This window comes from Cellulosimicrobium sp. NPDC055967 (assembly GCF_042269845.1).
In the GTDB taxonomy this organism is placed as follows: domain Bacteria; phylum Actinomycetota; class Actinomycetes; order Actinomycetales; family Cellulomonadaceae; genus Cellulosimicrobium.
The window spans coordinates 15641-40000 of sequence record NZ_JBHJYJ010000002.1; the positions used below are offsets into that span (position 1 = coordinate 15641).

The 24360-nt window shown below is 75.2% G+C and carries 15 protein-coding genes; 9 read left to right on the forward strand and 6 right to left on the reverse strand.

Features of this window, described 5'->3' with window-relative positions; translation table 11 throughout:
* Positions 1–41: 41 nt before the first annotated feature.
* Together ACFC2L_RS02870 and ACFC2L_RS02875 are read right to left on the reverse strand one after the other, a co-directional pair.
* Positions 42–1232, reverse strand: coding sequence for a hypothetical protein (locus ACFC2L_RS02870; protein ID WP_375822795.1), 1191 nt, complete (start codon positions 1230–1232; stop codon positions 42–44).
* A 164-nt stretch (positions 1233–1396) separates the two neighbouring features.
* Positions 1397–2041 (reverse strand): DsbA family protein, encoded by a 645-nt coding sequence (locus ACFC2L_RS02875; protein WP_375822796.1) that lies wholly within the window; start codon positions 2039–2041, stop codon positions 1397–1399.
* Positions 2042–2273: 232 nt separating this feature from the next.
* Between ACFC2L_RS02875 and pepN the strand changes: the two genes are divergently transcribed.
* On the forward strand, positions 2274–4853 hold the full coding sequence (gene pepN, locus ACFC2L_RS02880; RefSeq protein WP_375822798.1) for an aminopeptidase N: 2580 nt from the start codon (positions 2274–2276) through the stop codon (positions 4851–4853).
* A 310-nt stretch (positions 4854–5163) separates the two neighbouring features.
* Here pepN and malQ read toward each other — a convergent pair whose 3' ends face one another.
* Positions 5164–7347, reverse strand: a complete 2184-nt coding sequence (gene malQ / locus ACFC2L_RS02885; protein WP_375822800.1) for a 4-alpha-glucanotransferase — start codon at positions 7345–7347, stop codon at positions 5164–5166.
* A 90-nt stretch (positions 7348–7437) separates the two neighbouring features.
* On the opposite strand from malQ, the gene ACFC2L_RS02890 reads away from it, so the two are divergent.
* A complete protein-coding gene (locus ACFC2L_RS02890; protein ID WP_375822801.1) occupies positions 7438–8574 on the forward strand; it encodes a mechanosensitive ion channel family protein in 1137 nt (378 codons plus the stop codon).
* Positions 8575–8644: 70 nt separating this feature from the next.
* Here ACFC2L_RS02890 and ACFC2L_RS02895 read toward each other — a convergent pair whose 3' ends face one another.
* Positions 8645–8926 carry a glucose PTS transporter subunit EIIB gene (locus ACFC2L_RS02895; RefSeq protein WP_375823159.1) on the reverse strand — a complete coding sequence of 94 codons (282 nt, stop codon included), beginning with the start codon at positions 8924–8926 and terminating at the stop codon, positions 8645–8647.
* A gap of 208 nt (positions 8927–9134) precedes the next feature.
* Between ACFC2L_RS02895 and ptsP the strand changes: the two genes are divergently transcribed.
* The 3 genes from ptsP to ACFC2L_RS02910 all read left to right on the forward strand — a co-directional run bounded on the left by ptsP (position 9135) and on the right by ACFC2L_RS02910 (position 12397).
* On the forward strand, positions 9135–10838 hold the full coding sequence (ptsP, locus tag ACFC2L_RS02900; protein ID WP_375822803.1) for a phosphoenolpyruvate--protein phosphotransferase: 1704 nt from the start codon (positions 9135–9137) through the stop codon (positions 10836–10838).
* 182 nt (positions 10839–11020) lie between these two features.
* Positions 11021–11407 carry a globin gene (locus ACFC2L_RS02905; RefSeq protein WP_087472887.1) on the forward strand — a complete coding sequence of 129 codons (387 nt, stop codon included), beginning with the start codon at positions 11021–11023 and terminating at the stop codon, positions 11405–11407.
* A gap of 144 nt (positions 11408–11551) precedes the next feature.
* On the forward strand, positions 11552–12397 hold the full coding sequence (locus tag ACFC2L_RS02910; protein ID WP_375823160.1) for an acyl-CoA thioesterase: 846 nt from the start codon (positions 11552–11554) through the stop codon (positions 12395–12397).
* A 54-nt stretch (positions 12398–12451) separates the two neighbouring features.
* Here ACFC2L_RS02910 and ACFC2L_RS02915 read toward each other — a convergent pair whose 3' ends face one another.
* Entirely contained in the window at positions 12452–15169 is a 2718-nt protein-coding gene (locus ACFC2L_RS02915; protein WP_375822805.1) for a glycoside hydrolase family 48 protein, read from the reverse strand.
* A 106-nt stretch (positions 15170–15275) separates the two neighbouring features.
* Positions 15276–18044, reverse strand: coding sequence for a substrate-binding domain-containing protein (locus ACFC2L_RS02920; protein WP_375822806.1), 2769 nt, complete (start codon positions 18042–18044; stop codon positions 15276–15278).
* A gap of 80 nt (positions 18045–18124) precedes the next feature.
* On the opposite strand from ACFC2L_RS02920, the gene ACFC2L_RS02925 reads away from it, so the two are divergent.
* From ACFC2L_RS02925 to ACFC2L_RS02940, 4 genes are all read left to right on the forward strand, one after another.
* Positions 18125–19231, forward strand: a complete 1107-nt coding sequence (locus ACFC2L_RS02925) for a LacI family DNA-binding transcriptional regulator (protein ID WP_375822808.1) — start codon at positions 18125–18127, stop codon at positions 19229–19231.
* 109 nt (positions 19232–19340) lie between these two features.
* Positions 19341–21644 carry a glycoside hydrolase family 6 protein gene (locus ACFC2L_RS02930; RefSeq protein ID WP_375822809.1) on the forward strand — a complete coding sequence of 768 codons (2304 nt, stop codon included), beginning with the start codon at positions 19341–19343 and terminating at the stop codon, positions 21642–21644.
* Between the two features lie 114 nt (positions 21645–21758).
* The gene (locus ACFC2L_RS02935) at positions 21759–22745 is read left to right on the forward strand and encodes a DNA topoisomerase IB (protein WP_375822811.1); all 987 of its coding nucleotides are present in this window, start codon (positions 21759–21761) and stop codon (positions 22743–22745) included.
* Positions 22742–24307, forward strand: a complete 1566-nt coding sequence (locus ACFC2L_RS02940; protein WP_375822812.1) for an SDR family oxidoreductase — start codon at positions 22742–22744, stop codon at positions 24305–24307. Before ACFC2L_RS02935 ends, ACFC2L_RS02940 begins: the two co-directional genes overlap by 4 nt.
* The last annotated feature ends 53 nt before the right edge of the window (positions 24308–24360 follow it).

Genomic DNA, 24360 nt, shown 5'->3' on the forward strand with positions numbered 1-24360 from the left:
GACCCGGACCCCTCAGGGCTCAGGGCCGCTCGACGACCTGCTCAGAGCGTCCGGATGCCGGCACGGGCGATCGTGAAGCCCTTGCCCGTCGCGTCGTCGCGGCACGTCATGCCCGTCTCGGCGCTGTCGCACGTGAACGGGCCCACCGTCTTCGACGTGCCGTAGTCCAGGATCGCGGTGTCGCCGGGGGCGGCCTGCGGCTGCTCGGCCGTCGGCACGCAGGGCTGCTCGACGCTGCCGTCGGCACCCAGGACCACCTTGTACCCGACCGTGCCGTCGCAGCCCGCCACGGGGGCCGGCTGCGTGCCGAGCTGGGCGATCACGCACGTCGCGCTGACGTCGGTCACCTCGCACGTGATGTTGCGCGACTCGGACGCGAACGTCTCGCTCACGGTGGGCTCGGCGGCGGGCGTCTCCTCGGTCCCCTCCGTGGCGGTCGCCGACGGCGGCGGGGTGGCGTCGCCCGCGGGGTCGTCGCCCCCGCCCCCGAGCAGGGAGATCGCGAAGACGATCGCCCCGATGACGAGCAGCGCGTCGACCACGATGAACGCGATCCACCCGGGGCTCAGGCGGTCCGACCTGCGACCGCCACCACCGTTGCTCCCGCCACGCCCGGCGGGCGGTCGCGGCGTCGTGCCCGACCCGCCCGCGCCGGCCGCAGCCCGGGGGGCGGCGCCGGTCGGCGCGACCGTCGCCGGCGGGTGGTAGGCCGGCTGGGGCTGCTGGGGTGCGGCCGAGGCGTAGCCCGCCTGCGCCGCGGGCTCGTACGCCGGGGCGCCGTGCGCGGCGTACGCGCCGGTCGGCGCGTAGCCGGTCGGCGCGGCGTCCGCCGGTGCGTAGGCCGGTCGGCTCGCAGTGGTCCCGACGGGCGCGGCGACGCCGAACCCGTTCTGCTCGGTCGCGTAGCGCACCCGCTGCGGGGGCACCGGCGACGGCGCGGGGACCGCGGGCTGGGCCGCCGTCGGGAGCTCCGTGATCGGCGTGACGTGCTGGACGCTCGTCGGCTGGAACGACGACGCGACGACGGTCGGCTGCCCGTCCGCGGGCGTGGCGCGGGGCGCCTGGGCCGTCGGCCCGCTCGTGGGCGCGAAGGACGGCGGCACGGCCGCCGCGGCGCCCGGCACCGGGCCGGCGAACGCCTGGGTCGGCTGCGCGTCGTCCCGACGGACCGCGGCCCCCGGCACGCCGCCAGGGGGCGGCGGCGGCGGTGGCACGGGTGCGTTCGGGGACATGCGGCTCCTCGCGGGCTCCTCGTCGGACTCGCCCGGCACGACCGGGCGGCGGGCGCTCCTGACACCGCCCGCAACCTGACGAAGCATGGCACGACGCACCCGTGCGGGTCGAACCCCGCCGGCGGCGCGACCGTCCCGCCGGCGAGGTCCCGAGGCCGACGAGGTCAGTCGAAGACGGGACCCTGGGTCCGCGTGCGCTTGAGCTCGAAGAAGCCGGGTGTGCTCGCGACGAGCACGCACCCGTCCCACAGCCGACCTGCGGCTTCGCCCTTCGGGGCAGGCGTCACGACCGGGCCGAAGAACGCGGTGTCGCCGAACGCGACGACCGGCGTCCCGACGTCCTCCCCGACGCGCCCGATCCCCTCGGCGTGCGACGCCCGGAGGTGCTCGTCGTACGCGTCCGAGCCCGCGGCGTCGGCCAGCGCGGCGGGCAGCCCGACCTCGGCCAGCGCCTCCGCCAGCACCGCGTCGTAGTCGTCACGGCCGCCCGGGTGCAGGCGGGTCCCGATCGCGTCGTACAGGGGCTTCACGACCTCCTCGCCGTGCTCGACGCGCGCGGCGGTGACCACGCGCGCGGGGCCCCACGCCTTGTCCATGAGCGCGCGGTACTCCTCCGGCAGGTCCCGGCCCTCGTTGAGCACCGCGAGGCTCATGACGTGCCAGCGGACCGCGACGTCGCGCACCTGCTCGACCTCGCCCATCCAGCGGCTCGTCATCCACGCCCACGGGCACACGGGGTCGAACCAGAAGTCGGCGACGCGCACGTCGGTCTCGGTCGCGGTGTTCTCGGACGTGGCGGTGAGGGTCACGGGACGGTTCTCCTTCGACGTGGGCGGCGCCCGGTGGTCCGGGTCGCCGGAGCGGTGGGCGACGGGCTACGGACGGCCGGCGCCGTCGCCCACCAGTCTCGACACCGGGCGGCCGCAGCATATTCCCGACGGGCGGCCCCGGGGTCGCGCGCGGCCACCCGTGGGATGATCGTCCGTGGCCCACAGGCCGCCGTCGAGGCCGCCCGGCCCGACCCGAGACCGAGGAGATGCAGTGCCCGGAGAGAACCTCACCCGCGCCGAGGCGAGCGAGCGCGCGGCGATCGTCGACGTCCAGTCCTACGAGGTCGACCTCGACCTCACGACGGGGGCGACGACGTTCGCGTCGACGACCGTGGTGCGGTTCACCGCGACCGAGGGGGCGAGCACGTTCGTCGACCTCGTCGCCCCGACCGTGCGCGAGGTCGTGCTCAACGGACGCTCCCTCGACCCGGCGGAGGTCTTCGCGGACTCGCGCGTCGCCCTCGACGGCCTCGCGGCCGACAACGAGCTGCGCGTCGTCGCCGACTGCGCGTACACCAACACGGGCGAGGGCCTGCACCGGTTCGTCGACCCGGTCGACGGCGAGGTCTACCTCTACACGCAGTTCGAGGTCCCGGACTCGCGGCGCGTGTTCGCCGTCTTCGAGCAGCCCGACCTCAAGGCGGCGTTCGCGTTCACGGTCACCGCGCCCGCGGCGTGGCAGGTCGTGAGCAACCAGCCGACGCCCGCACCCGAGGCGCTCGGCACGAAGGCCGACCCGACCGGCACCGGCGCCGGCGACGTCGAGGTCGCGCGCTGGGCGTTCGAGCCGACGCCGCGCATCTCGTCGTACATCACCGCGCTCGTCGCAGGGCCGTACGTCGTGGAGCGCAGCGAGCTCACGTCGTCCGACGGCCGCACGATCCCGCTCGGGGTCTTCTGCCGCGCGTCGCTCGCCGACCACATGGACGCCGACTACGTCTTCGACAAGACGCGCGAGGGCTTCGCGTTCTTCGAGTCCGCGTTCGAGCACCCGTACCCGTTCGACAAGTACGACCAGCTCTTCGTGCCCGAGTACAACATGGGCGCGATGGAGAACGCCGGGTGCGTGACGTTCACCGAGACGTACGTGTTCCGGTCCAAGGTCACCGACGCCGTCAAGGAGCGTCGCGTCGTGACGATCCTCCACGAGCTCGCGCACATGTGGTTCGGCGACCTCGTGACCATGAAGTGGTGGAACGACCTGTGGCTCAACGAGTCGTTCGCGGAGTACGCCTCCACGCTCGCGACCGCCGAGGCGACGGAGTGGCACGAGGCCTGGACGACGTTCGCGGCGATGGAGAAGTCGTGGGCGTACCGCCAGGACCAGCTCCCCTCGACGCACCCGATCGTCGCGACGATCAACGACCTCGAGGACGTGTTCGTCAACTTCGACGGCATCACCTACGCCAAGGGCGCGTCGGTGCTCAAGCAGCTCGTCGCGTGGGTCGGCAAGGAGCAGTTCCTCGCGGGCGTCGCCGCGTACTTCCGCAAGCACGCGTGGGGCAACACCGAGCTGCGCGACCTGCTCGTCGAGCTCGAGGCCACGAGCGGCCGCGACCTCACGCAGTGGTCCGCCCTCTGGCTCGAGACGGCCGGCGTGAACACGCTGCGCCCCGAGTTCGAGCTCGACGCGCACGGCCGCTTCACGACGTTCGCCGTGCTGCAGTCCGCCGCGCCCGACCACCCGACGCTGCGCCCGCACCGCCTCGGCATCGGTCTCTACGACCTCGTGGACGGCGTCCTCACGCGAGTCCACCGTGTCGAGGTCGACGTCGACGGCGCCCGCACCGAGATCCCCGAGCTGCTCGGGCTCGACCGTCCGCAGCTCGTGCTCCTCAACGACGACGACCTCGCCTACGCGAAGATCCGCCTCGACGCCGCGTCGCTCCAGGTCGCGACCGAGCACCTCGCCGACCTGGCCGACCCGCTGGCCCGCTCGCTCGTCTGGGGCTCCGCGTGGGACGCGACGCGCGACGGCGAGACCCCTGCGGGCGACTACGTGCGCCTCGTGCTCGGCAACATCGCTCGCGAGACCGAGTCGACGACGATCCGCACGACCCTGAACCAGCTCGCGCTCGCGGCGAAGACGTACGTCGCGCCCGAACGCCGCGCCGAGACCCTCGCGCACGTCGGGGACGTCCTCTGGTCGCTCGCGCAGGAGGCCGCCCCGGGCTCCGACCTCCAGTTCCAGCTCGTCAAGTTCTTCGCGCACCTCGCCTCGACGCCGGCGCACGGTGAGGCGCTCCGCTCGCTGCTCGACGGCTCGGCCGCCCTCGACGGGCTCGAGATCGACACCGACCTGCGCTGGGAGATCCTCGAGGGCCTGGTCCTGCTCGACCTCGCGGACGACGCCGAGATCGAGGCGACCCTCGCCGCCGACTCGACCGCGACCGGCCAGCAGTCCGCTGCCCGCGCCCGCGCGACCGTGCCCACGGCCGAGGCGAAGCGCGCCGCGTTCGACCGCCTCGTCGGCTCGGACGACGCGCCCAACGCGATCGTCCGCGCCACGACGCTCGGCTTCCAGCACGTCAACGACCCCGAGTCGCTCGCCCCCCTCGTGGGCGCGTACTTCGACGCGCTGCTGCCGCTGTGGGACCAGCGGTCTTACCACATCGCCGAGGCTCTGGTCACGGGGCTCTACCCGGCGCCGCTCGCGAGCACCGTGCTCCGCGACGCGACGCAGGAGTGGCTCGACGCGAACGCCGACGCCGCCCCCGCGCTGCGTCGCCTCGTCGTCGAGAACCTCGCCGGCGTCGAGCGCGCCCTCACCGCCCAGGGCGCCGACGCCTGACCAGCCCAGACGCGCCGGGTCTCTCCCACGTCGGAGCGGCCCGGCGCGTCGGACGAAGCGTCACCACGCGGGCAGCCATCAGGGGTGAGCACAGACCAGGGTGAGACGACGTCGGGCGGGGTGGGTGGTGGTGCCGCGTCGTGGTCGGGCCTGGCGGGAGCCGCGAGGAACGAGCGGCGGATGGTAGACGCGGCACCACCACCCACCCCGACCACCCAAGGCGACGGACCGCCGTCGGACAAGCCGATGACACCTCGACCTGGACGACCCACGGCTCTACCTCGGCCAACCAGGGTTGTACCTCGGCAGGTCAGAGGGCGTCGTTCATGGCCTTCGCGAGGGAGCGCAGGCGGGCGGAGTCGAACAGGTCCTCCAGCAGGACGACGTTGCCCGACGAGTCGCCGAGCGGCACCTTCCAGTTGGGGTACTCCTGGTCCGTGCCGGGCTGGTTCTGCGAGCGGCGCTCCCCCACCGCGTCGGCGAGCGAGACGCCGAGCAGGACGGCGGGTGTGCTGCGGACCAGGCGGTGCAGGGCCTCGACGAGCTCGCGCTCGGACGGGTCGTCGCCGACGAGCCCGCGCTCGCGCAGGAACGCGACCATGGCGTCGCGCTCGGCACGGGCCGCGCGGCGCACGTCGGCGACGTCCTCGGTGAGGACGCCGAGCCGGTCGCGCAGCTCGACGTGCTCGCCCGCGAGGTACCCCGCGGACGGCGGCAGGTCGTGGGTCGTCACGGTCGCGAGCGCGAGGCGTCGGTAGTCCTCGGGCGGCAGCGGGGCGCCGTCGCCCGTCTTCTCGAACCAGAGGACGGACGTGCCGAGCACGCCGCGGTCGGCGAGGTAGTCGCGGACCCACGGCTCGAAGACGCCGAGGTCCTCGCCGATGACGATCGCCCCGGCACGCTGCGCCTCGAGGCACAGGATGCCGACGAGGGCCTCGTGGTCGTAGCGGACGTAGGCGCCGGCGTCGGCGCGCGCCCCGCCGGGGATCCACCAGAGGCGGAAGAGCCCGATGACGTGGTCGATGCGGATCGCGCCCGCGTGCCGCAGGACGGTGCGCAGCATGTCGCGGTAGGGCGCGTACCCGGCGCGGGCGAGCGCACGCGGGTGCCACGGCGGCTGGGACCAGTTCTGCCCCTGCTGGTTGTACATGTCCGGGGGCGCCCCGACGGAGACCCCGGTGGCGAGCACTCCCCGGTGCGCCCACACGTCCGCGCCGTCGGGGTGCACCCCGACGGCGAGGTCGTGCATGATCCCCACGGACATGCCCGCCTCGCGCGCGGTGCGCTGCGCGGCCCGGAGCTGCTCGTCGGCGACCCACTGGAGCCAGCAGTAGAACTCGACCCGGTCGGCGAGCTGGTCGCGCAGCGCCGCGACGGTCGGGCCGTTCGGGTCGTACGCGCCGGGCGGCCAGTCGCGGTCGCCGTAGTGGTCGGCGAGCGCGCACCACGTCGCGAAGTCCTCGAGGCCGCGCCCCTGCTCGGCGCGGAACGCGTCGAGCGACGCCTGGCGTGCGGTCGACCGGGGCGCCGCGAAGACGACCTCGAGCGCGGCCTTCTTGGCGTCCCACGCGGCGTCGCGGTCGATCGGCCCGGGGTCGGTGTCGAGGTCGCGCACCGGGTCGAACGCCCACTCGACGAGCGAGCGGTCCGCGGCCGACAGGTAGCCCGTCTCGCGGATGTCCTCGACCCGGACGTAGATCGGGTTGACGAAGCGCCGGCTCGTCGGCAGGTAGGGGGACGGCGTCATCGGGGTGCGCGGCTCGGCGGCGTGCAGCGGGTTGACGAGCACGAAGTCGGCCCCGGCCTCGCGCGCGGACAGCCAGGCGAGGTCGGCGAGGTCGGCGAGGTCGCCGACGCCCCACGAGGCGCGCGAGCGCACCGAGTAGAGCTGGGCCATGAAGCCCCAGGCGCGGCGCTCGACGACCGCGGCGGGGAGCTCGAGGCGCTGCGGCGTCACGACGAGCGTCGCGCGGGCCTGCGTCCCGTCGCTCTCGGCGTGCAGGTCGTGCCACCCGAGGGGCAGGTCGGCGGGCACCTCGAACGTCGCGCGCCCCACGCGCCGGCCGTCGACCGTGCGCGGCTCGACGAACACGTCGAGCTGGCCGAGGTCGCGGCGCTCGCGCGCGGCCCGGGCCGCGTGCTGCCCGGTCGGCTGGCCACCGTGGCGCGACGGCTCGGCCTCGAGCTCGACCCACACCGTGACGGCGGACCCGTCGGCGACGTGCACGGGCAGCGGGACGGCGTCGCCCTGCCGCACGACGACGGTCGGCGGCAGCATCTGGCGCCACGCGTCGTCGCGCGAGTGCTCGAGGCTGACCGCCACCTTCTCGGGCGACGACGCCGGGACGCCGAGGGCCTCGAGCACGGCGACGAGCGTCGACGCGCGGACCTGGCGGCGCGACCCGTCGAAGTCCCAGAAGTCGGACGCGACGCCGTGGGCGTCGGCCAGCTGCACCAACGGCTCGGGCAGGTCCGTCTGCGGGGGTTCGCTCACGCCTGCATCCTGCCAGAACGCGGGCCCGCGAGCAGCGCGTTCGTCCGGCGCGCCCAAGGACCGCCCACCTGGCCCGGGTACCCTGCGCTCATGTCCCACCCCCTTCTCGCCCCCGTCCTGCGCGTGCCCGCGGAGGTCCCGGAAGAGGTCCGCAACGGCTTCGACCCGAGCAACCCCGACGACTGGTTCGAGTGGTTCGTCGGGGTCCCGCTGCGCGTGCTCCTCATCATCGGCGTCGGCGCGATCGCCCTCGCGCTCGTGCGCCGCGTCATCCGCAGGATCACCGAGCACATCGCCGAGGGGACACCGACGCTGCGCAGCAAGCGGCTCCAGGGCGTCGCCGACTCCGGGGTCGGCAGCGTCCTGCTGCGCGCGAACCCGCTCGCGTCCGCGCGACGGGCCCAGCGCGCGCGGACGGTGGGCTCGGTGCTGCGGTCCGTCGCCAACATCCTCATCGGGGCGACGATCGTGCTCCTGGTCCTCACCGAGCTCGGCGTGAACATCGCGCCGTTCCTCGCCTCGGCGGGCATCGCGGGCGTCGCGCTCGGCTTCGGCGCGCAGAGCCTCGTGAAGGACTTCCTGTCCGGGACGTTCATGCTGCTCGAGGACCAGTACGGCGTGGGCGACACCGTGGACTTCGGCGAGGTCACGGGCACCGTCGAGGAGGTCGCGCTGCGCGTCACCAAGGTCCGCGACGGCAACGGGACCCTGTGGTTCGTGCGCAACGGGGAGATCCTGCGCACGGGCAACAAGACCCAGGAGTGGGGCCGCGCCGTGGTCGACGTGCGCGTGGCGTACTGGGCGGACGTCGACGCGGTGCGCGCGACGCTGCTCGCCGCGGCCGAGGACGTCGGCGCCGACCCCGTGCTCGGTACGTACTTCCTGGAGCCCCCGGAGGTCACGGGCATCGAGTCGATGACGGCCGAGGCCCTGCAGCTCAAGGTGCAGGTCAAGACGCGGGCGGCGATGCAGTGGGAGGTGGCGCGCGCTCTGCGCGCCCGCGTCCGGCAGGGGCTGTCCGACGCGCGGATCCCGCTGGCGGGGGCGCAGCAGGTGGTCGTCCTCGACCACTCGCCGTCGGTGCCCGACGACCGGCCCGACGACCGGACCGACGACGGTCCGCGCGGCGCAGCGCGGGACGAGCAGGCGGCGCGCGACCGGCGCGGTGCCGCGGCGGCCGCCGCGATGCAGGACCGGACCGGCGGTTCCGCGGGCCCCTCCGCCTGAGCCGGGCGGCGCCGTCGGGCACGTCCGTCCCCGGCGGCGCCGGCCCTCCGCGGCGGAGGGCCGGACGGGGTCAGCGCAGGCCGTCGAGCTCCGCGGCGAGGTTGTCGGCCTCCGGGCCGACGATGACCTGGACGACGCGGCCCGAGCGCACGACGCCGAACGCGCCGGTCGCCTTGAGGCGCGCCTCGTCGACGAGCTGCGGGTCGGTCACCTCGACGCGCAGGCGCGTGATGCACGGCTCCAGGTCGACGACGTTGCCCTGGCCCCCGAGGGCCTCGAGGATCTGCTGTGCCTTCTGGTCCGAGGGGGTGCTCATCGAAAGTGTCTCCTGAGGCGAGTCGCGGCTGGGGATCCGCGCGCGGGATCCGGGGTGTCGGGGTGCCGTGCACCTGGCAACAGCCTAGTCTCCTGGCGAGGTTGTCACCGGATCGACGCAGGAGCGCAACGGCACCGCAACGACGGTGTGCAGCGCGCCAGCCCCTCGTCGGCCGGCGACGGGCACGCGTGCGCACCGGCCCGGGCACCCGGGTCGCACGCCCGAGTCGGACAGGAGCGAGGTCGTGACGGGCGGAACACAGGACGAGGCACGGCAGGTCATCACGGGCATCGGCGTGTGCCCCGGCACGGTGGTCGGGCCGGTGGTGCTCATGCCGGAGCCGATCGCGGAGCCGGCACCCGGGCTGCGGATGGGCCCGCGCGAGGACCACGAGGCGCAGGCCCGCCGGGTCGACGCCGCGGCCGCGCAGGTGGCCGCCGACCTCCAGCGCGCGGCCGACGCCGCCGCAGGCGAGACGCGCGACGTGCTGGAGGCGACGGCCGCGATGGCCGGCGACCCCACCCTGGCGGCCGACGCGCGCCGCCGCGTCCTCGACGAGCACCTGGTGCCCGAGCGCGCGGTGTGGGAGGCCGCGGAGGAGGTCGTGCGGCAGTTCACCGAGCTCGGCGGGTACTTCGCCGAGCGCGCCCGCGACGTCGCCGACGTGCGGGACCGGCTCGTCGCGGCGCTCACGGACCGCCCCGCGCCGGGCGTGCCCGAGCACGCCGAGCCGTTCGTGCTCGTCGCGCCCGACCTCGCGCCGTCGGCCACCGCTGCCCTCGACCCGGCGCGCGTGCTCGCGATCGTCACCGACGGCGCCGGCCCGACGTCGCACACCGCGATCGTCGCCAACGCCAAGGGCATCCCCGCCGTCGTCGCGGCGACCGGGGCGAGCGCCGCGCTCGCGCCGGAGGACGTCGTGCTCGTCGACGGCGCCGCCGGGACCGTGGTCGTGCACCCGTCCGAGGAGCAGGTCGCCGCGGCGCGGGCGAGGTCGCAGCAGGTGCGCACGTTCGACGGCACGGGCCGCACGCGCGACGGGCACCGCGTGCAGCTCCTCGCGAACGTCGGCGACCCGGCGGGCGCCGCGGCCGCGGCCGCCTCCGGCGCGGAGGGCGTCGGGCTGTTCCGCTCCGAGTTCTGCTTCCTCGACCGCGAGCAGCCGCCGACCGTCGAGGAGCAGGTCGCCGCCTACCGCACCGTCTTCCGCGAGTTCGGCGGGCGCAAGGTCGTCATCCGCACCCTCGACTCCGGCGCGGACAAGCCGCTCCACTTCCTCACGGTCGACGACGAGGAGAACCCGGCGCTCGGCGTGCGCGGGCTGCGGACCGCCGCGCGGTGGCCCGAGCTGCTCGAGCAGCAGCTCGACGCGATCGCGCAGGCCGCCGCCGCCGAGGAGGCGGAGGTCTGGGTCATGGCGCCCATGGTCTCGACCGTCGGCGAGACCGAGTGGTTCGTCGAACGCTGCCGTGCCCACGGGCTCGACGTCGCCGGCGTCATGGTCGAGGTACCGAGCGCCGCGCTGCTCGCCGGGCCGATCCTCGCGCGCGCGTCGTTCGCGTCGATCGGCACGAACGACCTCACGCAGTACACGATGGCGGCCGACCGCCTCCTCGGGTCGCTCGCCGAGCTGAGCGACCCGTGGCAGCCCGCGGTGCTGCGGCTCGTCGAGGCGACGTGCGCGGGCGGCGCCCAGCAGGGGCGGCCCGTGGGCGTGTGCGGCGAGGCGGCCTCGCAGCCGGTGCTGGCCGTCGTGCTCGTGGGCCTCGGGGTGTCGTCGCTGTCCATGACGGCCCGGGCGATCCCCGACGTCGCCGCGCTCCTGCGCGAGGTCGACGTCGACGAGTGCCGACGGCTCGCGCGCCTCGCCGTCGAGGCGGAGAGCGCGGCCGAGGCCCGCGCCGTCGTCCGCGAGAACCTCCCGGTGCTCGCCGAGCTCGGCCTCTGACGCGCACCGACGCGCGCTGTGACGTGCGTCCGGGTCGCCGCGCGCGGCCCGGACGGCGGCGACGCCGGTGCGATGATGGGCCGGTGACGACCGAGCCCAGCCCCCGCACGACGCTGCCCGTCGCCGGCCTGTCGAACGGCACGACCGGACCTGCGACCGGCCCGGCGGCCGACGCCGCGCCGGTGCGCCCGAGCCGCACGTTCTACGACGAGGTCGGCGGGCACGAGACGTTCGTGCGCCTCGTCGACGCGTTCTACGAGGGCGTCGCCGACGACCCGGTCATGCGCCCGATGTACCCCGAGGAGGACCTCGGCCCGGCGCGCTGGCGCCTCACCGCGTTCCTCGAGCAGTACTGGGGCGGCCCGACGACGTACAGCGAGCAGCGCGGGCACCCCCGCCTGCGGATGCGGCACGCGCCGTTCAAGGTCAACCCCGAGGCGCGCGACCGCTGGCTCGCCCACATGCGCGCCGCCGTCGACACCCTCGACCTCGCGCCGATCCACGAGGCGACGCTGTGGGACTATCTGGAGCGCGCGGCGCACTCGCTCCTCAACACCTTCGAGGACTGACCGACCCGCCGCCCGAGCGAAGGAGCCCCACCCGTGACCCCCGAGCCCACGCCGCCGTCGACCTCCGCGGCCTCCCCCGGCCCGACGTCGGACGCCGCCCCGCGCGAGCAGGTCCCCAACCCGCTGAACCACCTCCTCGACGTCCTGCGCCTCGAGCGCGTCGGCGACGGCGACGGGTCGGCCGCCGACCCCGAGCACTTCCGCGGCGAGAGCGTGCACCAGCCGACGGGCCGCGTCTACGGCGGGCAGGTGCTCGCGCAGGCGGTGCTCGCCGCGGGCCGGACGGTCCCCGAGGGCCGGCTCCCCCACTCGCTGCACGGGTACTTCCTGCGGCCCGGCGGCCTCGACGTGCCGATCGACTTCGCGGTCGAGCGGCTGCGCGACGGGCGCTCGTTCAGCGCGCGCCGGACGCACGCGATCCAGCACGGCAAGCCGATCCTGTCGATGATCGCCTCCTTCCAGGAGGACCAGGGCGGCATCGAGCACTCGTCCCCGATGCCGGACGCCCCGCCGCCGGAGGAGGTGCCGTCCGCGCTCGACGTGCTCGGCGGCATCGACCACCCGATCGCGCGCTTCTGGTCGCACCACTCAGCGTTCGAGCTGCGGCACGTGGGCGGCTCGCTCTACCTCGGTCCCGACCACGAGCCCAAGGACCACCAGATGGTCTGGATGCGGGCGCGCGGCGACGTGGGGGACGACCAGCTGCTGCACCGCGCGCTCATGGCGTACGCGTGCGACCAGGTGATGCTCGAGCCGATCCTGCGCGAGTCGGGCACGAGCTGGGTCACGCCCGACCTGTCGATCGCGAGCCTCGACCACGCGATGTGGTGGCACCGCGACGCGCGCGTCGACGACTGGCTCCTCTACGTGCAGTCGGCGTCGAGCGCCCAGGGCGGCCGCGGGCTCGGTGCCGCGCGCGTGTTCGCGCAGGACGGGACGCTCGTCGCGTCCATCGCGCAGGAGGGCATGGTCCGCCTCCCGGCGCTCTGAGCGCCGGGAGGCGGACCGCCCTCACCGCGGTTTCAGCCAGGTGTCAGCCAGGTGTCAGCCGCACGCGACCGTCGCTGACGACGGCGGCGCGCCCGTGCCGACGAACCCGAACGACGTCGTCCCGCCCGCGGCGAGCGTGCCGTTCCAGCCGACGTCCGTCGCGGTCAGGACGCTCCCGCTGACGCTCGTCGTCGCGTTCCAGGCCTGCGACAGGCCGCCGGGCGCGAGGTCGAGCGACACGGTCCAGCCGGAGAGACCGGACGGGCCGGCCGTGACCGTGACCTCGCCCTGGTACCCGCCCTGCCACGACCCGCGCGTCGCGTAGGTCGCGGTGCACGCGCCGGGCTCGGGCCCGCCGTCGTCCGCGAGCGTCGTGGCCTGCGCCCCGAGGGACACGGGCGAGAGGTTGCCCGCCGCGTCTCGCGCCCGCACCGTGTACCGGTACGTGGTCTCGGGCGCGAGGTCCTCGTCGGTGAAGGTCGTGCGCGCCGTGGAGCCCACCACCTCCCCGTCGCGCAGCACGTCGTAGGCGACCACGCGGACGTCGTCCATCGACGCCGTCCACGCCAGCGAGGCGGTCGTGGCCGTCGTCCCCGTCACGGCGAGGCCGGCGGGCGTCGTCGGCGCCTCGGTGTCCGGCTCCGTCGGGACGTCCTCGCCGAACAGGCGGTCGTAGTCGGCGAGCGCCGTCGCGACCGCGGTCTGGGCCCAGAACCGGTGGTAGGTGAACTCGGGCGCGGGCCCGCCGTCGAGGTGCGCCTGGACCTTCGACCACTGCGGGTCGTCGAGGTAGAACGACCGCAGGTCGAGGAACGACGCTCCCGGCTCGATCACGTCGCCGTTCGGCATGGTCCCCGACCACCCGGCCGGCACGTACGTCCCGTCGCCCGTGGTCGACGTCAGCACGTCGTCGAAGCGCGCGTAGTCCGCCCGCGTCTCGGTCGTCGCGACGCCGACCGGGTCGCTGTTCTGCTCCCAGATCGCGTCGAGCAGGTCGCGCGCGACCTGCTGCGCCGCGTCGTGCTGCGGCCCCTCGCCGCCGGCGGCGTAGTACATGAGCGAGCGGGCGAGCGCGCCGGCGACACCGACGTCCTGGCCGTAGCCCGTCACCTCGACGCTCAGGCCCGCGTTGTCGCCCGGGTTCTCGGGGTCCCAGTCGTCGGGCTGGCCCGACCACGCGAGGTTGGACGGGATCTGCCAGGAGTCGTCCGTGACCGTGACATGGTCCATCACCCAGGGGACCCACCTGTCGAGGATCGCCTCGGCGCGCTCGTCGCCCGTCTCCTCGTAGAGCTGCGCGATGCGCTCGACGCCCCAGCCCTGCATGCCCATCCACGAGTTGGAGGGCGGGTCGTGGTAGACGGGCGCCTCGGTGTACGCCATGCCGTAGAAGGTCGCGACGTCGTCGGGACGGTCGGCGTAGTGGCCGTCCCACGAGTTCGTGCTGCCGCCCGCGATCCCGCCCTCGGGCGACTGGAGCCACTGGAAGAGCTCGATCTGGCGGTCGAGGCTCGTGCCCCAGTCGTCGCTCGCCGTGGGCGACGCCGGCTGGAGCGCCGGGTCGTTCGCGAGCGCCCAGGCCGCCATCGGGTTCTGGTACCCGAAGTGCGCGTGGCTCGACCCGATGCGCCAGGCCCACGGGCCGGACGTGTCGAGCGCGCCGCCCCACGCGTAGTACCAGGACAGCAGGTAGTGCGCGCTGCTCCGGCCCGACCCCGCGGCGCACGACGTGGACTCGCAGCCCGGCGTCTTGAAGTACTTGTCGAACAGCGCGTAGCGCAGGTAGTCACCCATCTTCGAGGCCTTGCCGACCGTGTCGGCGACGGCCTCGGGCTGGCCCTGCTGGGTCGCGAACTTGTTCGCCCAATAGGCCGCCTCGACCGCCCGCGCGTCGGCGTCGGGCGCGTTGGTGTACTTCCACTGCTTCGCGTACGACGCGTCGCCCGTGAAGAGGTCGAGGTAGCCGTTCTCGCCGCCGTAGCTGAAGTCGTCGATCGACGGCTGGGGCACCGTCTCCCAGACGGACTCCTGCGGGCCGCGCTGGAACGTGTTGATGTACGACGTGCCCTCGTGGTCCGGCCCGAGCAGCGTCGAGGAGCCGGGCGCGGCGCCGAAGCCGTACACGTTGTCGACGTCGGCGAGCCAGTGCATGCCGTAGACCTCGGGCGTGCCGTAGGTCGACCGCAGCTCGGCCGCGATCGGGTCGGTGCCGACGGACACCGAGGAGTCGAGCTGCGACGGGTACTGGCTCGGGTGGTTGAACTCCGGCGCGTACGTCGCGGGCTTGGCCGGGTCGTACGCCCCGTTGGTGGGCTGGTTCTCCGTGGTGGGGATCATGTACGCCTCGAGCGTGTCCCACGCGTGGTTGAACGGCTCCCAGTCACCGGTGACCTGGCCGTAGGAGGTCTCGAGCCACAGCCAGAAGGAGTACGCCTCCGACGTCGTCTCGTGCCCGTAGTCCGGCGCCTCGACCATGAGCGTCTCGACCGCGTGGTACGGGATGCCCTGGGGCGAGAAGTAGCCGTTCGCGGGGTCGTGGATCTTCGCGTACAGCTCGAGGAACCGCTGCGTGTACTCGCCGTCGACGGGCGCCGCGGCCGCACCGGCCGACGTGGACGGGGCCGGGGCGGGGTCCGCGCTCGCCGGCGGGACCGCCGCGAGGGCCGCGAGCGCGACGCCCGCGGCGACCGCCGCAGCCGTCGCGCGGCGCCGTGCGGCCCGCGCGTGCGGGGCGGTGGGTGGTGGCGCTGCGCGCCGGGACGTGCGTGGCATCGTGCTCCCTCTCGTCGTCGAGCCCCGCGACGGCGGTCACGGGGACGCCGTCGTCGGCGCCCCCACCCCCGCGGGTCGCTCGACTCTCGGCGGGGTCCGCGGGCTCTCACAACGCGCGAAACGTTTCGGACGACGCCGACCACGGGATGACCGTGCCGTGCGCGCGCGCCCGCCGCCGTGCGAGCGCGACCCCGGCGCGCCGCAGCACCTCGAGCGCGTCCGGCGCCCCCGTGACGTCCCCCAGGTGCTCGACGACGGCGGACCCGCACGCCCCTGCCGCGCGGACCGCCGCGTGGCGGGCGGCGTCGTCGGACACGCCGTCGAGGAGCACGACGAGGTCGGTCGGGGCCAGCGCGCACAGGGAGCCCGCCGCGCCCAGCGCGCCGCCGAGCCGGTGCAGCGCGGGGACCGTCGGCGGCGTGTCGAGCCCGACGGCGAGCACGTGCGCGCCGTACCCCGGGACCCGCCCCCCGCGGCCGATCGCCTGCTCGAGCCGGTCGACGAAGAGGGTGCGGTGCAGCACGCCCGAGTCGGGGTCGACGAGCGCCCGCTCGCGCAGCTCGCTGCGGTACCGCTCGACGTCGGACAGGACGGCGAGCGCGCCGACCATGCGGGCCGGGCGCCCGCCGGCGTCGTGCACGGTCACGGCACGGCACCGCACCCGCACGTGCTCGCCGTCGGCGCACCGCAGCCGGTGCTCGACGTCGAGGGGCTCGGTCGTGCCGGCGAGCTGCGCGGCGACGGCGGCGTGCACGGCCTGCCGGTCGTCCGGGTGCACGCGGCCGAGCCACTCCTCGGGGTCGTCCCGGAGGTCGGCCACGTCGCAGCCCACGATGCGCGCCCACGCCGGGGACCAGCGCACGGTGCCCGTCTCGACGTCCCAGTCCCACGTGCCGTCGTGCGACGCGATGGACACGAGCGCGGCCCGCTCGGCCCCCGCCTCGACCTCGAGCGCCAGCTCGCGCACGCGCTCGGCCGAGTCGGCGAGCGCGCGCTGCTGCTCCTGCAGCGAGGTGACCAGGGCCTCCCGGTCCAGCGCGACGGCGAGCATGGCCGCCCAGTGGTTGTACCGCTCGCGGGTGCTCGTCGTGCGGGTGTCCACGAGTCCGCCCACCACGAGGAACCCCCAGTCGGAGCGACCGAACGCGACCGGCGCGACGACCGTGAGCGACCGCGGGTCGAGGAGCTCGCGGGGCGGGAACTGCGCCGTCGGGAGGACCGACCCCACGAGCCGCTCCACGGCCGTCCCCCCGCCGCGCGCACCCACGACCCGCAGCGCGCGGCGCTCCGGGTCGTCGTCGACGTCCTCCCACAGCGCGAGCGCCGCCGTGCCGCCCACCCCGCGCGGCAGCCAGTCGAGGCGCCGCAGGCCCTCGCCGTCGCCGCGCAGCAGGCCCAGGTCGACCTCGTAGAGGTCCACCAGGTCCTGCTCGAGCCGACCCGTGCGCGCCACGGCGCCGTGCGCGCACCCCCGGGCGACGGCGACGACCACCTCGGCCGCGGTCGCCCGGACGGCGTCGGCCCGGGCGCCCGCGGAGCTCGCCTCGGGTTCCCGGTGGGCGCCGCGCGACAGCACGGTCCGGCCGAGCTGGGACGCGCGCACACCCGGGCGACGCCGTCGCACGTCCCGCACGAGCGCGGCGACCTCCGCCTCGAGCGCCGGCACGATCTGCTCGAGCGCCTCCTGCGACGGGCGCAGGGCCGCCGTCCGGTCCGCGAGCGAGCGCAGGGCCGCCGCCCGCGGGACCACGCCAGTGTCGGCGGCGCCCCGGAGCAGGTGCCGCAGCACCAGGAGCCACGCGTCGACCGGGGCCGGGCGCTGGCCCCCGTCCGACCCGCGCCGCCGCAGGACGCCGCGCACGTCGGACCGCTCCAGGACGGAGGCGAAGACCACCCGGGCGACGTCGTCGAGGGGCCGGTCCGGGTCCGCGGGCGCCGCCACGGCCGCCGCCCGGGCGACCGGGGCGCCGATGAGCTCGCCCTGCGTGCCCTCCAGGCACCCGCACGACTCGCGCCGGATGAGGGCCGCCCGGCCCAGCCGGTGCTCCCGGCCGACGTTCTCCCCGCGGGCCCGTGCCACGAGCAGCTCGGCGACCCGCTCGCCGACCTGGTCGTGCAACGGGTCGACGGTCGACAGCCGGGGTCGCGACCGCGCCCCCGAGTCGGCGTGGTCGAACCCGACCACGGCCTGCTCCGCGGGCAGCTCGAACCCGCTGGCCTGCAGGCCCCGCATGAACCCGATGGCGTTGCGGTCGGTCGCGGCGAGCGTCGCCGTCGTCGGCAGACCCCGGGCCGCGAGCCGCCGCGCGGCGGTCTCGGCGCTCGCCTCCTGGTTGTCGCGCGTGCGGTAGACCCACGAGGGCGAGAAGGCGAGGTCGTGCGCGGCCAGCGCCGCACGGTACGCGTCGTACCGCTCGAGCGTGTCGCGCTGCTCGGTGTTGCCGACGAAGCCGATGCGGTCGTGGCCGTGCTCCACGAGGTGGTCGACGGCGGCGCGGACGCCTCCCGCGTTGTCCGGCGACACCGCGGGCGCGCGCAGCCCGTCCGCGCGCACCCCCAGGAGCACGAGCGGGACGCCCGACGCGTCGAGCTCGCGCAGCTCGGCGTCGGCGAGCGCCGTCGTCATCACGACGAACCCGTCGAACGTCGAGCGCCCCAGCAGGGGCCGCCGGCCCGGCGGTCCCGGGAACTCGTCGCGGTCGAGGTCCGCCGGGTAGGTCTGGAGGGCGACCACCCGGTGCCCGTGCGCCCGCAGGACCCGGGCGATCCCCGCCAGGGACCGCCCGAAGTAGAACCCTCCGACCACGGGGCACAGCACACCGAACGTCAGGTGCTCCCCCGCCTGTCTCGGGCGCCTCGTCGCGTCCGTCGACATCCTCGTCACCGTCCTCGTCACGTCATCGTCACCGAGTCCTGGTAGGCATCATGCACCCAAACCGGGCACAGTGTGGGAGCGTGACCACCAACTCGTCCGCGGGCCCGCCCTCGCACCACGCCGTCGGCCCGGCCGCACGGCGCATCACGATCACCGACGTCGCGCGCGCGGCGGGGGTGTCGATCGCCGTCGTCTCCTACGCCCTCAACGGCCGCCCAGGGGTGTCCGAGCGCACCCGCCGCCACGTCCTGCGCACCGCGGCCGACCTCGGCTGGCGGCCGAGCGCGGCCGCCCGCTCCCTGCGGACCAGCGCCCGCAGCGTGGCGCTCCAGGTCGTGCACGCGGCCGAGGGGGCCGCCGGACCCGCCCGCGCCCTCGCGCTCGCCGCGGGCATGCGCGCCGTCCTCGCGGAGCACGACCTCGCCCTCGGCGTCGAGGTCGCCGACGACCGCGACGCGGGCGCCCGGGAGCTCGAGGCCGCGTGGTCCGAGCGACGGCACGCGGCGTACGTCGTCGTCGACGCCCACGCGCGCGACCCGCGGGTCCGGGTCGCGCGCGAGGCGGCCATCCCGCTCGTCGAGGTCGCTCCCGGCCCGTCCGACCCCACCGACCCGGGCGCGCGGACCTGGTTCGCGGGCGACGCGGACGCCCGCGCGGCCCGCTACCTCGTGGAGCTCGGGCACCGCCGGATCGCGGTCCTGGTCTCGGACGCGCAGGACGAGGTCGCGCGCACCCTGGTCGCGGCGGCGCGCGACGCGGGCGGCCCGGAGGCCCGGGTCGACGTCGTCGAGTGCCGCACGTGGGAGGAGACACGCTCGCGCGCGGCGCGGCTGGTCGCGCACGACGCGCGCCCCACCGCCGTGCTCACCGACACGGACGTCGCCGCGCTCGCGGTGCTCGAGGCGGGCCGGGGCCAGGGGCTCGAGGTGCCGTGGGACCTGTCGGTGCTGTCCGGCGAGGACTCCGCGACGTGCCGTCTGGTCGCCCCCGCGCTCACCGCCGTGCACCGCCCGTTCCAGCGGCTCGGAGCGCACGTCGCGGACGTCGTCGTCGCGCGGCTGGGCCTCGGGCGCCCGGTCGCGCGCCCCGACGCCGACCCGACCGTGACCCGTCCGGCCTTCGACCGCGAGCGCCCCGCCGCACGTCTCCTCCTGCGGGGGACGACGGCGCCACCGCGGAGCGCCTAAACGTTTCAGGCGGTAGCCGACGACGGCCACGGGTCGTCACGTTGTCCCCGCCGGGCAGAGCCGCCCGGTGCGCGGACCCGTCCGCGCCCCTGGACCCTTGGAGGACCACGTGCCATCCCGATCCAGCCGACCGCGCAGGGGCGCGGCCGTCGCCGCGTCGCTCGTGCTGCTCGCCGCCCCGCTGGTCGCGACCGCCGCGCCGGCGAGCGCCGCCGAACCACGCGTAAGCAACCCGTTCGCCGGTGCCACGCAGTACGTCAACGACTTCTGGTCCGCCAACGTCGAGGCCGCCGCCGACCGCGCCGGCGGCGACCTCGGGTCCCGCATGCGGGCCATCGCCGAGGAGCCCACCGCGGTCTGGATGGACCGCATCAGCGCGATCGAGGGCAACGCCGACGGCCCGGGCCTGCGGCACCACCTCGACGCCGCGGTCGCGCAGAAGCAGCCCGGCGTGCCGATCGTGTTCAACCTCGTGATCTACGACCTGCCCGGCCGCGACTGCTACGCGCTCGCGTCCAACGGGGAGCTCAAGCCCAACGCCACGGACATGGCGCGGTACGAGACCGAGTACATCGACGTCATCGCCGACATCCTCGACGACCCGGCCTACGAGGACCTGCGCATCGTCGCGACCATCGAGCCGGACTCGCTGCCGAACCTCATCACGAACATCAGCACGCCCGACTGCCAGGCGTCCGCCCCGTACTACCGCGAGGGCGTGAAGTACGCGCTGGACGCGCTCCACGACGTCGGCAACGTGTACTCCTACATCGACGCGGCGCACGCCGGCTGGCTCGGCTGGCCGAGCAACGGGGGCCCGGCGGCGAAGCTCTTCAAGGAGGTCGTGCTGTCGACGGACGCGGGCTACGCGTCCGTCGCGGGATTCGTCACGAACACGGCCAACTCCACGCCCCTGCACGAGCCGTTCCTCGAGGACGTCCAGCTCGGCAGCACGCCCGTGCGCTCGGCGAGCTTCTACGAGTGGAACGCCGACTTCGACGAGACCGACTGGACGGCGCACCTCTACGACCTGCTCGTGGCAGAGGGCTTCCCGACGTCGATCGGCATGCTCGTCGACACCTCGCGCAACGGCTGGGGCGGCGACGACCGCCCGACGGCGGTGAGCACGTCGACGAGCCTCGACACCTACGTGGACGAGTCGCGCGTCGACCGGCGGATCCACCGCGGCGCCTGGTGCAACCCGGCGGGCGCCGGGATCGGCGAGCGCCCGCAGGCCTCGCCCGCGGGCTTCCCCGAGTCGCACCTGCACGCCTACGTGTGGGTCAAGCCTCCGGGCGAGTCCGACGGCGCGTCGTCCGACATCCCGAACGACCAGGGCAAGCGGTTCGACCGCATGTGCGACCCGACGTTCGTCTCGCCCAAGCTCGCCAACCAGCTCACCGGCGCCCTGCCCGACGCCCCGCTCGCGGGCCAGTGGTTCGAGGCCCAGTTCCGGATGCTCGTCGAGAACGCCTACCCGGCGATCGAGGGCGACGGCAGCGGCGGCCCCGCGGACACGACCGCGCCGTCGGTCCCGACGGGCCTCACGGCCGGGGCGACCACGACGTCGTCGGCGAGCGTGAGCTGGACCGCGTCCACCGACGACCGCGGCGTCACGGGCTACACCGTGCTCGTCGACGGTGCGGCCGTGGGCACGACGGCCACGACCTCGTTCACGGTCACCGGCCTCGACGCCGGCACGTCCTACGCCGTGAGCGTCCGGGCGCGCGACGCCGCGGGCAACGTCTCGGCCGCGTCCGCGCCGCTCACCGTGACCACGGACGAGGACGGCGGCCCGGGCGGCGACGACCAGGCGCCGTCCGCCCCGACCGGGCTGCGGGTCTCCGGCGTGACGACCTCCACGGTCGCGCTCGCGTGGAACGCGTCCACCGACGACACCGGCGTGACCGGCTACCGGGTCTTCAGGGACGGGACGCAGGTGGCCGAGGTCGCGGCGACGTCGTTCACCGACACGGGCCTCGCGGCGGGCACGGCGCACGTCTACGCGGTGCGCGCGGTCGACGCGGCGGGCAATGTGTCCGCGACGTCGGGCACCGTGACCGGCACGACGACACAGGACGGGGGCGGCACCCCCGGCTCGTGCACCGTCGCGTACACCGCGAGCTCGTGGAACACCGGGTTCACGGGGTCGCTGCGGATCACCAACGACTCCGCCACCGCCCTGCAGAACTGGTCCCTGACCTTCGCCTTCGCGGACGGGCAGACCATCACCCAGGGCTGGTCCGCGCAGTACGCGCAGTCCGGCTCGACCGTCACCGTGACCCCCGCCGCGTGGAACACCACCCTCGGCGCGGGCGCGAGCGTCGAGGTCGGCTTCAACGGGTCCCACACCGGGACCAACAGCGAGCCGACGTCGTTCACCCTGAACGGCGCGACCTGCACCGTCGCCTGATCTGACGCCGACGGCCGGGGCGCAGGCCTCGGCCGTCGGCGTGCCGAGCGGCTGGCACGCGGTGGCGGTACCCCCTGCCGCGCGAGCGGGCGACGCGTCCTGCACCATGACCGGGTGCGACTGCGTCGGGTGTCCGTGACCTCCCCCGGGTACTCGCGGCGCCCGAAGGGCGACTCCTGGGTGTTCCTCGACGTCGAGGGGCTCCCGCTCTCCGAGGAGGACGAGGTCGGACGGTGCACGCGTCTCGCGGTCCCGCCGGCCTGGTCCGACGTCTGGATCTGCCGCTATCCCGACGGGCACATCCAGGCGTTCGGGCGCGACGTCGCCGGTCGGGGCCAGTACCTGTACCACGAGCAGTGGCAGGTGCGCCGTGCGCGGCGCAAGCACGACCACGTGCTCGACGTCGGCCGGCGCCTGCCCGCGGCCCGGCGCCGCGTCGCGCGCGAGCTCGCGCAGCCCGGCATGGGCCGCGAGAAGGTGCTCGCCCTCGCGTTCCGGCTGCTCGACCTCGCGTACTTCCGTGCCGGCGGCGAGATCTACGCCCAGCAGAACAAGAGCTACGGCCTGGCGACGATCCGCAAGGAGCACGCACGGGTCCGGCGCGACGGGAGCGTGCACTTCCACTACCCCGCGAAGTCGGGCCAGGTGCGCGACGTCGTCGTGGACGACCCGGTGGTCGCCGAGCTCGTCACGACGCTCAAGCGGCGCCGCGGCGGCGTCGAGCTGCTCGCGTGGCGCGAGGACGGGCCCGACGGCCGGGCCGCGTGGCACGACGTCACGAGCGCCGACGTCCAGGCGGGCATCAAGGAGCGGCTCGGCGAGGACGCGACGCCCAAGGACTTCCGCACGTGGCACGCCACCGTCCTCGCGGCGCGCGCGCTCGCCGACGCCGGGGCCGCGCCGGCCTCGGAGCGGGCGCGGCGCCGGGTCGTCGCGGGGATCGTCAAGGACGTCGCCGAGGAGCTGGGGAACACGCCCGCCGTCGCGCGGTCGTCGTACATCGACCCGCGCCTGTTCGACCTGTGGGAGCGTGGCGAGACCATCGGGTCCACGCGGTCGCAGACGCGCGCCGAGCGCGAGCTCCTGGAGCTCCTCTCGTGAGGGCCGCGGTCACCGGCGTCACCGGCTACGTGGGCGGGCGGCTCGTGCCCGAGCTGCTGCGCGCAGGGTTCGAGGTGCGCGCGCTGGCACGGCACCCCGAGCGGCTCGCGGGGCGCGAGTGGGTCCACGACGTCGAGACGGTGGCCGCCGACGCGGCCGACCTCGAGCAGACCCGCGCGGCGCTCCAGGGCGCCGACGTCGCGTATTACCTCGTGCACTCGCTCGGCACCGGGAGCACGTTCGAGGCGCGCGACCGCCGCACCGCGCTCACGTTCGCGCGCGCGGCGCGCGAGGCGGGCGTCGGGCGGATCGTCTACCTCGGCGGGATGTTCCCGGACGTCCCGGAGGGCGAGCTCTCGCGCCACCTGGCCTCGCGCAAGGAGGTCGGCGAGATCCTGCTCGCGTCGGGCGTCCCGACGACGGTCCTCCAGGCGGCGGTGATCCTCGGCTCCGGGTCCGCGTCGTTCGAGATGATGCGCTACCTCACCGAGCGGCTCCCGGCCATGACGACGCCGAAGTGGGTCGACAACCGCATCCAGCCCATCGCGGTGCGGGACGTGCTGCGCTACCTCGTAGGGTCCGCGACGATGCCGCCCGACGTCTCGCGCGCGTTCGACGTCGGCGGGCCCGACGTCCTCACGTACCGCGACATGATGCAGCGCTACGCGAAGGTGGCCGGGCTCCCCCGCCGCGCGATCGTCAGCGTCCCGGTGCTCACGCCGAAGCTGTCGAGCCTGTGGGTCGGGCTCGTCACGCCCGTGCCGTCGGGCATCGCGCGCCCCCTGGTCGAGTCGCTCCAGCACGAGGTCGTGTGCCGCGAGCACGACATCCGGCGGTACGTGCCCGACCCGCCCGAGGGCCTCGTCGGGTTCGACCGCGCCGTCGAGCTGGCCCTGGAGCGCATCCACGACGGCGAGGTCGTGACGCGCTGGTCGTCCGCCTCGGTGCCGGGAGCGCCGTCGGACCCGCTGCCGAGCGACCCCGACTGGGCCGGCGGCTCGCTGTACGTCGACGAGCGGCGGACGGTCGTCGACGCGCCGCGCGACGTGCTCTGGCGCGTCGTCGAGGAGATCGGCGGGCAGGGCGGCTGGTACTCGTGGTCGCTCGCGTGGCGCGTGCGCGGGCTCCTGGACCGCGCGGTCGGCGGGCCCGGGCTGCGCCGGGGCCGGCGCGACGAGCGGCACCTGCGCGTGGACGACGAGCTCGACTGGTGGCGTGTCGAGGCGATCGAGCCGGGCCGTCGCCTGCTGCTTCGGGCCGAGATGCGCCTGCCGGGGCTCGCATGGCTCGAGCTGCGCGTCGACGAGGCCGCCGCCGAGCTCCCTGATGCCACCGACCCCGACGCGCCCGGCCCCTCGCCCGAGGACGCGAGCGGTCCCGGCCGGACCTACTTCGCCCAGCGCGCGCTGTTCTACCCCCACGGCCTCGCGGGCCAGCTCTACTGGTGGGCGGTCAAGCCGTTCCACGGCGTCGTGTTCGGCGGGATGCAGCGCAACGTCGCCGCGGCGGCGGAGCGCGCCGCGCGGGACGGCGAAACGTTTCAGGGCCGCGCGCGTCCTTGACCCCGGTTCCGCCGCCTCCGGACAGTGTCGACGACCTGCGTCGACGCGGACGC